The sequence below is a fragment of the Brevibacillus sp. FIR094 genome, from assembly GCF_050477165.1.
Taxonomy (GTDB): Bacteria; Bacillota; Bacilli; order Brevibacillales; family Brevibacillaceae; genus Brevibacillus.
Genome location: NZ_JBEAES010000025.1, coordinates 36,064 through 48,832, shown reverse-complemented (window position 1 = coordinate 48,832; position 12,769 = coordinate 36,064). Strand labels below are relative to the sequence as shown.

General features: G+C 47.5%; 15 protein-coding genes. 11 read left to right on the top strand and 4 right to left on the bottom strand.

Annotation, left to right across the window (positions count from 1 at the left end):
* Window positions 1–142 precede the first annotated feature (142 nt).
* A complete protein-coding gene (locus ACQ5DJ_RS20890; RefSeq protein WP_429844123.1) occupies window positions 143–1,438 on the top strand; it encodes a phytoene desaturase family protein in 1,296 nt (431 codons plus the stop codon).
* A 106-nt stretch (window positions 1,439–1,544) separates the two neighbouring features.
* On the opposite strand, the gene ACQ5DJ_RS20885 is transcribed toward ACQ5DJ_RS20890, so the two are convergent.
* On the bottom strand, window positions 1,545–2,357 hold the full coding sequence (locus tag ACQ5DJ_RS20885) for a serine hydrolase (protein ID WP_429844122.1): 813 nt from the start codon (window positions 2,355–2,357) through the stop codon (window positions 1,545–1,547).
* A gap of 111 nt (window positions 2,358–2,468) precedes the next feature.
* On the opposite strand from ACQ5DJ_RS20885, the gene ACQ5DJ_RS20880 reads away from it, so the two are divergent.
* The 6 genes from ACQ5DJ_RS20880 (at window position 2,469) to ACQ5DJ_RS20855 (ending at window position 7,286) form a co-directional block, all read left to right on the top strand.
* Entirely contained in the window at window positions 2,469–4,094 is a 1,626-nt protein-coding gene (locus ACQ5DJ_RS20880; RefSeq protein WP_429844121.1) for a peptide ABC transporter substrate-binding protein, read from the top strand.
* 27 nt (window positions 4,095–4,121) lie between these two features.
* Entirely contained in the window at window positions 4,122–4,859 is a 738-nt protein-coding gene (locus tag ACQ5DJ_RS20875) for a gamma-glutamyl-gamma-aminobutyrate hydrolase family protein (protein ID WP_429844120.1), read from the top strand.
* A 158-nt stretch (window positions 4,860–5,017) separates the two neighbouring features.
* A complete protein-coding gene (locus ACQ5DJ_RS20870) occupies window positions 5,018–5,494 on the top strand; it encodes a hypothetical protein (protein WP_429844119.1) in 477 nt (158 codons plus the stop codon).
* A gap of 23 nt (window positions 5,495–5,517) precedes the next feature.
* Window positions 5,518–5,958, top strand: coding sequence for a peroxiredoxin (locus ACQ5DJ_RS20865; protein ID WP_429844118.1), 441 nt, complete (start codon window positions 5,518–5,520; stop codon window positions 5,956–5,958).
* Between the two features lie 73 nt (window positions 5,959–6,031).
* On the top strand, window positions 6,032–7,084 hold the full coding sequence (locus ACQ5DJ_RS20860; protein WP_429844117.1) for a DNA polymerase IV: 1,053 nt from the start codon (window positions 6,032–6,034) through the stop codon (window positions 7,082–7,084).
* 13 nt (window positions 7,085–7,097) lie between these two features.
* Window positions 7,098–7,286 carry a hypothetical protein gene (locus ACQ5DJ_RS20855; RefSeq protein WP_429844116.1) on the top strand — a complete coding sequence of 63 codons (189 nt, stop codon included), beginning with the start codon at window positions 7,098–7,100 and terminating at the stop codon, window positions 7,284–7,286.
* A gap of 51 nt (window positions 7,287–7,337) precedes the next feature.
* On the opposite strand, the gene ACQ5DJ_RS20850 is transcribed toward ACQ5DJ_RS20855, so the two are convergent.
* From ACQ5DJ_RS20850 to ACQ5DJ_RS20840, 3 genes are all read right to left on the bottom strand, one after another.
* Window positions 7,338–7,784: a GNAT family N-acetyltransferase gene (locus tag ACQ5DJ_RS20850; RefSeq protein ID WP_429844115.1), complete on the bottom strand. Its 447-nt coding sequence runs from the start codon at window positions 7,782–7,784 to the stop codon at window positions 7,338–7,340.
* Window positions 7,781–8,998: an MFS transporter gene (locus ACQ5DJ_RS20845; protein WP_429844114.1), complete on the bottom strand. Its 1,218-nt coding sequence runs from the start codon at window positions 8,996–8,998 to the stop codon at window positions 7,781–7,783. Before ACQ5DJ_RS20845 ends, ACQ5DJ_RS20850 begins: the two co-directional genes overlap by 4 nt.
* Before the next feature lie 106 nt (window positions 8,999–9,104).
* Complete coding sequence (locus tag ACQ5DJ_RS20840) at window positions 9,105–9,653, bottom strand: TetR/AcrR family transcriptional regulator (protein ID WP_429844113.1); 549 nt, start codon at window positions 9,651–9,653, stop codon at window positions 9,105–9,107.
* A 214-nt stretch (window positions 9,654–9,867) separates the two neighbouring features.
* Here ACQ5DJ_RS20840 and ACQ5DJ_RS20835 point away from each other — a divergent pair, with 214 nt between their 5' ends.
* The 4 genes from ACQ5DJ_RS20835 (at window position 9,868) to yhbY (ending at window position 12,758) form a co-directional block, all read left to right on the top strand.
* Window positions 9,868–10,392 carry a YqeG family HAD IIIA-type phosphatase gene (locus ACQ5DJ_RS20835; protein ID WP_016742577.1) on the top strand — a complete coding sequence of 175 codons (525 nt, stop codon included), beginning with the start codon at window positions 9,868–9,870 and terminating at the stop codon, window positions 10,390–10,392.
* Entirely contained in the window at window positions 10,389–11,510 is a 1,122-nt protein-coding gene (yqeH, locus tag ACQ5DJ_RS20830) for a ribosome biogenesis GTPase YqeH (RefSeq protein ID WP_429844112.1), read from the top strand. The genes ACQ5DJ_RS20835 and yqeH overlap by 4 nt, the downstream gene beginning before the upstream one ends.
* 75 nt (window positions 11,511–11,585) lie before the next feature.
* Complete coding sequence (locus tag ACQ5DJ_RS20825) at window positions 11,586–12,437, top strand: shikimate dehydrogenase (protein WP_429844111.1); 852 nt, start codon at window positions 11,586–11,588, stop codon at window positions 12,435–12,437.
* A 30-nt stretch (window positions 12,438–12,467) separates the two neighbouring features.
* A complete protein-coding gene (yhbY, locus tag ACQ5DJ_RS20820; RefSeq protein ID WP_007727776.1) occupies window positions 12,468–12,758 on the top strand; it encodes a ribosome assembly RNA-binding protein YhbY in 291 nt (96 codons plus the stop codon).
* Window positions 12,759–12,769 lie beyond the last annotated feature (11 nt).

Below are 12,769 nucleotides of genomic sequence, written 5' to 3'. Positions count from 1 at the left end.
TTCATTAGGTAAATATTGGTATAAGCCAGTATAAAAATAGACACAGTTCAATAATAGTTGACTTCCACCTTATCCATCCCTTAGACTAGGATAGGGTTTAGCTTATGTATTCAACATCGCTAGTGCGTAGGGGAGATTGTGTATGACAACCAATCACTATGACGTTGTTATTGTAGGTGGGGGACTTGCTGGTCTTTCCAGTGCCGCCTACCTGTCGTCGAAAGGCAAAAAAGTTGCAGTTTTGGAACGCGGTCAATTGGGTGGACGTGCCGTTACACTGAAGATCAAAGGATTTAACTTCAACTTCGGTGCCCACGCCATTTATGCTCGCGACAGCTCCGTTTTGAGAACGTTTGAAAAAGAATTGGGTCTGAACATCGATTGGCAGGATTTCAATCCGACGAAAGCCAAATACGATATTGGTAGCGATCTGACTGCAGTTCCGGCGAATGTACAAGGACTTTTCCAAACGAAGCTCTTAAAAGGCATGGACAAAGTATTGTTCACGTTTGAGATTTTGAAAACGATGCTAAAAATGGAGAAAGGCCATCCACATATGTCGATTCAAAAGTGGATGGAGAAAAAGCAAGTCAACGAAGAAGTGCGAGAAATGATGTTGACGCTTGCATCTTCCAACTTCTTCACGCGCGAACCAGAAAAGATTCCTTCTGACGTATTCTTTGCGTACTACAGCCGTTTGTTTACAACGAATAAACCGGTAGCGTATATCGGTGGTGGTTGGCAAGCGTTGATCAATGAATTCGTACGTATCATTGAAGCAAATCAAGGTACGATTCTGATCAAAACCAAAGTAGAAAAGTTCCACGTAGAGAATGATCGTGTGGTTGGAGTGGTGACACCGGAGGGTGAATTTACGGCGGATGAATTTATTTGCTGTATTCCGCCGAAAGAGATGGCGAAGGTCTTTGCGGAGACACGCCTGGAACATGCGGTTGCCCAGCATGCTGAATACGAGCCAACGGTTGTTATGGTGTATGACATTGGCTTGAAAGAGCGAATTGACGTACCGTACTCCTACATCTACGAAAAAGCAAACAATATTTTCATTACCGATATTTCGTATTATGACCGTACTTGTGTTCCAGAAGGCGGGCAGTTGCTGCAGGCGACTGCTTACATGCGTCAGGATGAAGTAGGGAACAAGGAAGCGGCCGAAATCCGCAAACAAGAGATTGAAAACCTGTATGACAAGCATTTCCCAGGCTGGCGTGAGCAACTGGTTGTGCCGCGCGTTTCTGCTCGCGCAGTCGTACAGGAGATCAAGTGGACCATGAATCAGAAGCCAATGCCGATTTTCATGCCGGATTACCGCAACCTGTTCTTCGCGGGTGACTGGTGTGAAGGACAAGGTCAGCTGTCTGAGCTGTCTTTCTCTAGCGCGATGAACGTTGCCAAGCTGATTTTGGAAAAAGAATAGTTCAATGACGAGCGGGTGTTCCTTGGAGAAAGGAATGCCTGCTTGTTTTTTCTCATGCAAAGTTTCAAAGAAAAAGCCCACCAATGGAGATGGCAGGCCACATGGATTACGATTTCTGACTATATCCGTGATAAACGAGATTGCCGATTTGCGCCATGACGTCGGCAGCATCCTTTTGCTCGAGTCCCTTATTTAAAATGGACAAGGTGACAGCATGAGAACCGATGTAGAGGATACCGACATCATGCGTGATTTTGGTCACAGAGCCAGTCTTGTTGGCGAATTCCCATTTTGGAATCATCCCAATCACATCACCGTCTGGGTCAGGTAAAAGGAAGGGGATGCGGTCACGGTGCTGCTGAGTCTTCAAGATGGCGACCATTTTCAAACAGCTGTCGTAGGAGATCACTTTTCCTGTTGCCAAGTATCGGAGGTGGCTTCCCATGTCTTTTGCCGTCACCTCATTGTATCCTTCCAATTCAGCTGGGATGACCATGAGCTTGTTGTAGAAGTGACTGTTTGTCATTTCTGTTTTTTGCATCGCGTTGCGAATGCTCTCTGTTCCGAGGAGATCAATCATCATGTTCGTCGCTGTATTGTCGCTTTGGATGATCATCAGGGTAACCAGGTCGCGAATCGTAAACTCAGTGCCGGGAGTCATATGCTGAAGAACACCTGCACCGCCAACGAGATCCTCTGCACGCAGCTTGATTTTGTCCTCTAAGGCAAACTTGCCTGCGTACGCCTCTGCAAAAACAGCAGTCATGATCGGGATTTTGATTACACTGGCTGCATAAAAGCGCTGATCTTCGTTAATGGATAAGGTTTCACCGGTTTGCAAATCTTCGAAAAAGATTCCCCATTCCCCTCCAGCGTCCTTGATCAGGCTGGATATTTGGGCAAAAAGACTGGATAACATGTAGACCCATCTCCTTTTGTTTCGATGTAGACAAAATTTTCTCAAGATAATATTATTTAGTCATGCTCCTAACAATCAAGAAGAATTATTCCTAAGATGGGGGTTTTGCTGTTGCATAAGTGGAAGAAACTATCATTTTGTGCTGTTCTGTTAACCAGTTTAGCGTTCGCTGGCTGTGGAACACCGCAAGCAAGCACCACGGGGGAGACGACAGGTGCAAAGCAGGAGCAGAGTAGCGCCCCCCAAATGATGCAGGTCAACCTGAATTCTGGTGAGCCAAGCACGATCGACCCTGGACTGGCAGAAGATATCCCTTCGATGTCTGTTGCCCGTGCAGCATTTGATGGCCTCCTGCGCTTGAATGAAAAAGGCGAGCTGAAAGAGGCGGTCGCAGAGAAATACGAAGTTTCCGCTGATGGACTCACGTACACCTTCCATCTGCGGGAGTCCAAATGGACCAATGGAGATCCGGTTACTGCTCATGACTTCGAGTACGCATGGAAACGAGTTCTCGACCCGAAAACCGCATCCGCTTACGCGTACCAGATGTACTACTTGAAAAATGGGCAAGCCTTTAATGCCAACAAGGCAAAAGCCGAAGATGTCGGCGTGAAGGCAACTGACGACAAGACATTGGTTGTTACATTGGAAAACCCGGCACCGTTTTTCCCGGAACTGGTTGCATCTGTCACCTATTTCCCGGTCAATAAAAAAGCGGTTGAGGGCAACAAGGAGTGGGCTGCTAAGCCAGAGACGTACATTACAAACGGGCCATTCAGCTTGAAAAATTGGGAGCACAAATCAAAGATCGAATTCGAAAAGAGCGATTCTTACTGGGACAAGGACGCTGTCAAATTGTCCACGCTGACCTTGAACATGATCGAGGATGCCAATACGGAGCTGTCGATGTTTGAAAAAGGTGATCTGGATTGGGCAGGCTCACCACTGGGCGATTTGCCACTGGATGCGCTGGATGCTCTGAAAGAATCCGGAAAGATGCAAGCTCAAGCGACAGCGGGTACGTACTGGTACATTTTCAATACGACGCAAAAGCCGTTTGACAACAAAAAGATTCGTCAGGCATTTGCTACGGCAGTTAATCGTCAGGATATCTCTGATAATGTCGTGCCATACAAGAGCACGCCAGCGACGGGAATTCTCCCGCCAACCATGGCACTCACACCAGAGGGCTACATCAAAGACGGCGATGTAGAGACCGCGAAGAAGCTCTTAGCAGAAGGTATGAAAGAAGCAGGGATCAAAGAGTTGCCACCGATCACGATTGCATACAATACGTCAGAGGTCAATTCACGTATTGCGACAGTCATTCAGGATCAATGGCGCAAAGCATTTGGCATCGAAGTCAAACTGGTTAACAAAGAGAACAAGGTTCACCGCGAAGACATGAAGCAAGGAAACTTCACAATCGGTCGTGGTAGTTGGATTGGCGATTTCAACGATCCGATTAACTTCTTGGAAGTCTTCAAGGGTGGACTGAATACATCCAAATGGGAAAACAAGGAGTTCCTCGATTTGCTCGCGCAATCTGCCAAAGAAGGGGATGTAGCAAAGCGTAAGGAAATCCTCAAGAAAGCTGAACAAATCGTCATGGATGAAATGCCTGCGTTGCCAATCTACTATTTCACCTATGCGTGGGTGAAGCAGGAAAGCGTAAAAGATGTGGTGGTAGATGCACTCGGGTTTATCGACTTCAAGTACGCTTCCAATCAAAAGTAATCATGAGTCTATGAGGGAGTGACTGGCGTGCGTCCAATCATTGGTGTGGCATGTACGAAAATGTATTTTCCGAAGAACGATCTCGACCAGTTTTTCTATGTAGGATCAGGCTATGTGAACGGAATTGCGCGCAGTGGCGGTACTCCACTGATCTTGCCACTGCTGACGATTCAGGATGCTCCATTTCGTGAGATGATCGAATCACTGGACGGCTTGATTTTGTCCGGTGGTGAAGATCCGTCGCCGCATTTGTACGGCGAAGACCCGCTGCAAGGGCTGGGCGATATCAATTACGAAAGAGACATCACAGAGCTTGAGATAATCAAGATTGCGCTGGAGCTGAAAAAGCCAATTCTGGGCATTTGCCGTGGGATGCAAATTTTGAATGTGGCGTGTGGCGGCACTCTCATTCAAGATATCCCGAGCCAAGTACCAGAAGCATTACAGCATGCGCAAAAGGGTTCACGGCAATACGGGGCGCACAAAATTACGCTGCAACCTGGTTTTGTAGCGGATGCCCTTGGAAAGACAGAAGTGCTCGTGAACACTTCTCACCACCAAGCAGTCAAAGACATAGCACCGGGCTTCAAAGTCACAGGATGCGCGGCTGATGGTGTGATTGAGGCGATGGAAAGCCTCGACGGGCTACATGTAGGCGTACAGTGGCATCCAGAACGGATGTGGGCACACGACGACGACATGTTGAAGATTGCCGAGGCATTTGTTGCCCGGGTAAAGCAGTTGAAGCTGCAAGCGACTAAATAGAATAGTAATGAGAGAAACCGTTCTGGGATTGTCCAGAGCGGTTTTTTGCATGCAGGAGGGCTTCCTAATCAATTTTTCACTGTCATGTGTGGAAACAAGGAGAAATGACAGGGAGAATCGAACTTCACGTGAGAGAATGGATTCCGTGAGGTGAGTTTTTGAAGAAAATATTAGTTGTTATTTTGCTTTTTGTACTTGTTTTTCCACGGTTCCTCTTCACAGAGTATTTTGCTGAACGCGAAATGAAAATGATTACCGAAAATTATTATCAAGCGCTTATCGATGAAGACTATGAAAAAGCATTCGGCACGCTCTATCTTTATGATTTTGCGGAGGATAAGCATCAGGTTGATGGCACGACGTTAAGTGAACAAGAAGCGAAAGAATTTTACATGAAAAAGATCGCCTTCTTAAAAGCTCATCAGTATAAACTGAACGATTATGAGATCAAAAAGATTAGATACGAAGATGGGCATACTGCCTTTCTTGAAATGAAGCTTGAAGTTGAGCATGATGGACAAAAGTTTCAATATGCTGAAACCGTACATATTTGGGAAGGAAAGGTATGGATTATGGGGGAAGAGGAAGATCCGTTCACAAAGTATCGGGATGGGAAAATGAATTTTCCCCTGTAAACTAAAGCATAGAGGTGAGAGAAATGTTAAAGGTTGGAGGCTCGGCTCCCGTCTTTACGGCGACGAGCACAAAAGGAACCATTGATCTTGCAGCGCACATCGGCAAAGAAAATATCGTCCTCATTTTCTATCCAGGAGATGATACGCCGATTTGTACGAAACAGCTATGTGCAGTTCAAGATCACTACTCCAAAATCGAGCAAGCAAATACCGTCGTATTTGGCGTCAATCCAGGCGGCATGGACAAGAAACGCTCATTTGCCGATAAGTTTCGCTATGAATTTCCGTTAATCGTGGATGAAGACGAATCGATTCGAAAAGCATATGATGTCGGAAAGATACTCGGATTTTTTTTCCAGCAACGCATCGTGTACATTATAGGCAAAAACGGAAATATCATCTACGCCAAAAAAGGGAATCCGCCAGTTTCGGAGCTGCTACAGGTAATCGAAAGCCAAGCATAAGAGGTTCTCGCTTGCGTCAATGGAGCAAAACAGGGATAATAGAAATGAGAATGTATGTTTGGTGGGTATCCCTATGAAAAAAATTCTTCACTTGGATATTGACGCATTTTTCGCGAGTGTAGAGCAGTTAGATCGACCTGAATTGCGGGGCAAGCCGGTCATTGTCGGGGGAACTGGCAATCGCGGTGTCGTATCGACCTGCAGCTACGAGGCACGCAAATACGGTGTTCGATCCGCAATGCCTGTCGCCATGGCGAGGAAAAAATGTCCGCAAGGCTTTTATTTGCCTGTCCGCTATAGCCGTTATATCGAAAAATCTGCTGAAGTCAGACAGATATTTACTTCTTATACAGAGCGTTATCAAACAGTGGGTTTAGACGAGGCTTATTTAGACGTGTCCCATTATGAGAATGCGGTACCCATCGCCCACGATATCAAGAGGCGAATCAAACGAGAGACCGGACTTACTTGCAGCATCGGACTTTCCTACAACATGTCGTTAGCTAAGATTGCCAGTGACTTGAAAAAGCCGGATGCCTTTGTAATCATTCGACCTGAGCAGGCTTTGGATGTGCTGCGGTCGTTGTCAATCGGCACCTTGCATGGAGTCGGCAAAAAGTCGCAGGAGCTGCTCGCGAAAAAAGGGATTGAGACGGTAGAGGATTTTTGGCGGCTTTCACTCGAGGAAGCCACTATCTTATTTGGGAAGTTCGGCCGTTCCCTCTATTACCGGGCGAGAGGGGAAGACAATCGCGAAATCGAAATGGATCGGGCGCCGAAATCATTGAGCCGCGAAACGACACTGCCCTTTGATTTGTTTGACAGGGATGCGATTGATCCGATTGCCACCTCCCTTTTGCGCGAGGTCGAAGAGGACATCCGCGAGGAAGGGGTTGAGCCCCAGACGATAACGCTCAAAATCAAGTACGCGGACTTTACCCAGCGGACCAAACAGCTCAAGGCAATGGCTGGGGCCAATTGGCAGGACCTGTTGGACGATTTACTCGATGCCTTTGACTATACAGCGGGCGTTCGATTGGTGGGCGTAGGCTTTTCGAATTTTGCCGAGCAGCAAGGGGAGCGGTACGAACAGCTCTCGATGTTTTCATGGAAGCTGGGGAAGTAAGGGAGGGAGAGCCGTGGAGACAGAGAATGCCTTTCATTGCTGTGCGACCTGTATTCATTTTCGCGTGGACAAAGGTACGGGAGGAGTCAGCTATCGATGTTCTCGTCTAACCTATGAGACACGTCCGGACTATCGATTCCAATGCTGGACTCCGACAGAGAAGGTCAAGCGACTGATGGAAGTGCGTAACAGTCAACGATAGCGACAAAAAGAGGCACCCCCTTCATCAGTATCGACAGAGGAGGTGCCTTCTCTATTCATTTGTCAGGACGAGGACCATCACTTCCTCCGGACCATCCATTTCGCCATTTGAGGTGAAGTCGATCGACTCATACAGCTTGCGAGCGAACTCGTTTTCAGGATGAATACTCAAGTAAATGCGCGTACAACTGTAGCGTCTGCACATTTCTTCAACGAGCATGCGCAGAAACCTTTTGGCGTACCCTTTACCCTGATGGCTACCATCAATCATAAAGCGATCCAGCCAAATTCGGCCATTCTCTACTTCGATTCCGTGCATGGCATAACCGATAGCGATGTCCTTGTCATACAGACCGCATGATATCCATTCCGGTTCAAAACCTGATTGGGCGATGGAAAAAGCATTGCTCTCGATGAAGGAGTGTTGACCTTCCGTTACAGTCAAGCAGGCAATTTGCCGCCAATTTTCTTTCGTAATTTCACGAATAGACAAGCTCAAAATTTCATCTCGCTTTCATTGGTGCTGAGACGGGTGGAATTGCTTGCTTTTAGTTGGACAAAAAGTAAAATGCCGAAGCCAAGGATGGACGCTGCCACGATCAGGAAGGCAGAGGATACTGGCAGTAAATCCATCAAAATTCCCCCTGCCAGTGGGCCTGCAACCATTCCGATTCCGTGAAACATATTAAAGAGAGAGTATGCTGTGCCATATGCGCCGCTTCCCCCTTGGTCAATAATGGCCCCCAACGTAGCCAAGGTAGGCGATAAGGTAAAGCCAATACTAGCCCCGACCAATGCCATTGCGAGCATTGCCTGCCAGAGGGAGTCCGCCCACGCCAAAAATGGCAGAAACACAGCCAGCGTAATGATCCCGCCAAACATGAGTTTATACGGATTCATGCGGCTGGAAAGGGAGCCGGCAATTGGGGCGATCAGTCCGTAGGCGAGTGTCATGACCCCAAACAAAAGACCAATCGTTGTCGGCGTCATGCTGAGTTTCTCTGTAAAAAATACGGGCAACGTCGGTTCCAGCAAACAAAGGGAAATCTCAGCCAACAGGACGATTCCAGCGATAAAGATGACTTGCGGATTGCGAATGAATCCACCGACATGAAGCTTTTCACTGACAGTTCTCGTCGCGTCTTCCTTCAAGAACAAGTAGACCAGCACAATGTTGATCACGGTAAAGGCTGCTGCTGCCAGGAAAGGCATGCGATGGTCACTAATTTCAAACAACCATCCGCCAATCGGCGCTCCAAGCAATGTACCGGTCGAAATCGCGGTCAATGCAATTCCCATTACAGCTCCGCGCATTTTAGATGGGAACAAATCCGCCAAGAGGGCAAGGGCAGTTGGCCATGTAGCCGCAGCAGCTATACCTTGAACAAAACGAGCGGTAATCAACATGGTCATTGTCTCAGAGAAAGCAAACAATAACGTGGAAGCGGCGAGACCGAGCAAGCCGATCAAAAGCATCGTCCGTCTGCCGATCCGATCGGATATCGGCCCGAAAATAGGGGTGGCAATGAGCATCGCGACAGCATAGCTGCTAAACAGCACGCCCATCATGGTGGAGGAAGGCTGCAGCGCTTCCGTAAAATAAGGAACAATCGGAATCAACAAGCTATACAGCAGCATGTCGATGAAAAGGATCAGGATGACAAACAAAAGTCCTATTCGTTGTGGTTTGGTCATTTTTGTAAAGATGGACATGATGGAACACCTCTTAACTATAAAAACTATTTTTGTTTTATTGGTTTTCTTGCAAAAAACAATATCGTGGTCTACCAAAGTTAGTGGAATGACCACGAGTAATTTGTTACCTTTTATCCGCTGGTACCAATCCAAACAAGAGGACATCTACAATAGCGGAAAGCGCCTCTGAGACCGTAATCTGGTTTTTCATGTAAAAACGCTGGTCGAGCGTAGAATTTAGCGCATCGACAATGACCTTCAGCATGAGCGTGACGTCCATATTGACGATGAGTCCTTCTTGAATCGCTTGCTCGAGAAGGACGCGAAGCGTCTGCCAATCCTCGGATAAAGAAGCCTCGACCTGGGTATATTGCTCAGGATAATATCGCTTCATCTGTTCGAGGATGCGCAAATCATAAAATTCATAGTGTGTGGGTAAAACCATCATGACGCCTTTGATTTTATCGATAAGAGAGAGACTATCGTCTGCGAGAATTTGCTGTGTTTTTTCATCGCCCTCTTCAAAGGACTGCTGAATGATTGTTTCCAAAATTTCTACCTTAGATGAGAAGTGCTCGTATAACGTGCGTTTGCTGATCCCGAGCCGCTTCGCCAAATCATCCATGGAAAATTTCATGCCTTTATCGCGAATCTCTTCAATAAAACCTTTCATGATCCGGTTTTTAATTGCAATCGACCCCCAGTCAAAACAACGTAGCAGAAAACCAGAAAAACAAAAATAGTTTTCTTAGTAACATCATTTTACACAGGATGACAGAGCAATGCAAGCGGTGATCATGCTTTTTGTTTTGCAACCATGTGGTCGATTATGGTATAGTAGGTGCCGAAATCGCGGTTGATTGCTTCACATCATTTGGAGGTGCCCCGTGTTTTTAGAGAAGCTGATGCCTAGTCAGTTCGTCGAATCAATCCATCACATTGACATAGATCAATTGAAACGAAATAACATCCGTGCGGTGATTACAGACTTGGATAATACCTTGGTGGAATGGGACAGGCCACATGCGACCGAGGAGGTCATCAACTGGCTTGCTCGCATGCATGAGGCAGGCATACAGGTCACTGTTGTCTCCAACAACAAAAAGGAGCGTGTAGACCGCTTCTGTGCCCCATTAAACCTCGGGTTTATTTATGCGGCCAAAAAGCCGACAAACCGTGCCTTTTTGCAGGCAGTGCGGCAGATGAATGTAACCATCGCTGAGACCGTTGTCATTGGCGATCAATTGTTTACCGATGTGCTGGGAGGAAATCGATTAGGATTTCATACAATCCTAGTTGTTCCTGTGGCCCAGACGGATGGTTTTTGGACGCGCTTTAATCGTCAGATGGAGCGTGTGGCCCTTATTTGGATGGAGAGGAAAGGAATGGTTTCGTGGAGGAGAAAAGCATGACGGAACAAATGCATGGCTCTTGTGCTGGATGTGGGATTGCCATTCAGACAGCAGATGCAAAAAAGCCTGGCTATGCACCTGAATCCGCGCTTGGTAGAAAAGTAGTCATTTGCCAGCGTTGTTATCGCATCAAGCATTATAACGAAGTAGCTCCCGTAGGAATGGGCGATGACGATTTCCTCAAGATTTTGGATGGCATCGGTTCTACGGAGTCTCTTGTCGTAATGGTAGTCGATATTTTCGACTTCCAAGGCTCCTGGCTCAAGGGTTTGCCACGTTTTGTCGGGAAAAATCCGATTTTGCTCGTGGGTAATAAGGTCGATCTGCTGCCGAAAAACATCAACCTGAACCGCGTACGCAACTGGATGCAGCACGAAGCAAAAGAACGCGGACTGCGCCCAGAGGATGTCGTACTTATCAGTGCGCAAAAAGGGCTTCATATCGATGAACTGTTGAATCGCATTGGAGAGCTGCGCAAAGGTCGGGACGTTTACATTGTCGGTGTAACCAACGTAGGAAAGTCCACTATGATCAATCGCATCTTGCATGACTACGGTGCGGCTGAGCTGGAGATTACGACTTCGCCGTTCCCGGGTACGACGCTGGACAAAATCGAGATTCCGCTCGAGGATGGCCGCTCCATTTTTGATACGCCGGGAATCATTAATCGCGACCAGATTGGACATATGGTATCCCCAACTGATCTGAGAAAGATTACCCCGACCAGCCGGATCAATTCCAAGGTGTATCAGCTCGATGCTGGACAATCACTCTTTTTGGGTGGTTTAGCCCGTATCGACTTCGCACGCGGAGAGAGACAGCCGTTGATCATCTATGTCGACAACGACCTGTACATCCACCGGACGAAGCTGGAGAAAGCAGACGAGGTGATGCAAAAGCACCATGGAACCTTGCTGGTACCGCCAACAGGGGAGGAAGCTGCGAAAGCACTTCCACCATTTGTGAAGCACACCTTTAAAATTAACAAGTCCACCACGACGACTGATATCGTAATTTCCGGTTTGGGCTGGGTCAGCATCCAAGGAAAACACGAAGCGAGCGTTGTCGTGCATGCACCTAAAGGCGTAAGTGTTGGGATGCGCAAAGGGCTGATCTAGCTTAAGCAAGAAAAGTCGAGTTAACCTTGCCCCTTGCCATATGCTATAGAGAGACGTCCGGGGAGGAAAAGCTCCATGATTACAAGCAAAACACAACTGGTTGGCCTGTTTGGACATCCAGTTTCCCACTCGCAATCACCGATGATGCACAATACAGCTTTTTCAGAGACCGGGTTGGGGTTTGCCTATGCTGCGTTCGATGTTGAACCGGAAAATCTGGAAGATGCAGTCGCAGGTATTCGCGCGTTAGGCTTGAAAGGGATTAACGTCACGATCCCCCACAAGGTTGCTATCATGCCGATGCTGGATGAGATTGATCCGCTCGCCAAACGAATCGGGGCTGTCAATACCGTCGTTTCTCGTGATGGACGCTTGATTGGCTACAACACAGATGGTATGGGCTATGTTCGTTCGCTTGTGGAAGAGACGGGAATCGTTCTTGAAAAGCAAGTGGTAACCATGGTAGGGGCTGGAGGCGCTGCGCGTGCAGTGGCGTTTACCTTAGCTGAACAAGGAGTTAAGGAAATTCGCATCATCAATCGTTCCCGGGAAAGAGCCGCGGTATTGGCTGAGCATGTCGGGACGATTGTACCTACGAAAATCGTAGAACAGGGCGAAGGGGCAGCTGCCATCGCAGACTCTTCGCTGTTGATCAATACGACATCGATTGGAATGCTGCCAAATGTACAGGAGACACCTGTGCCAGCAGAATGGCTTCATTCTGGTTTAACCGTTAGCGATCTGATATATAACCCGCTCGAAACGCGTCTGCTCAAAGAAGCGCGTGCCATCGGTGCCACTGTTCATTCCGGAATCGGTATGTTCGTGAATCAAGGTGCATTGGCTTTCGAGCTGTGGACGGGCGAAAGAGCACCAACTGGGGTTATGCGTGAGGTCGTCTTGCAACAATTACAGAAAACAACCTGATTTTGCAGGATGTAAAAGGAGGCATTGCCGATGTTGACTGGCAAGCAAAAGCGCTTTTTGCGTGCAGAAGCACATCATCTCACCCCGATTTTCCAAGTAGGAAAAGGCGGCGTAAACGAAAACATGATCACCCAGATCAAAGAAGCGTTGGAAGTACGTGAATTGATCAAGGTAGCGATTTTGCAAAACAATAATGACGATAAACATCAAGTGGCAGAAGATCTGGCAGCAGGTGCAGGAGCAGAGCTCGTGCAGTTGATCGGCCATACGGTTGTCTTGTACAAAGAGTCCCGGGAGAACAAGACGATCAAGCTGCCATAAGTGACCCGCAT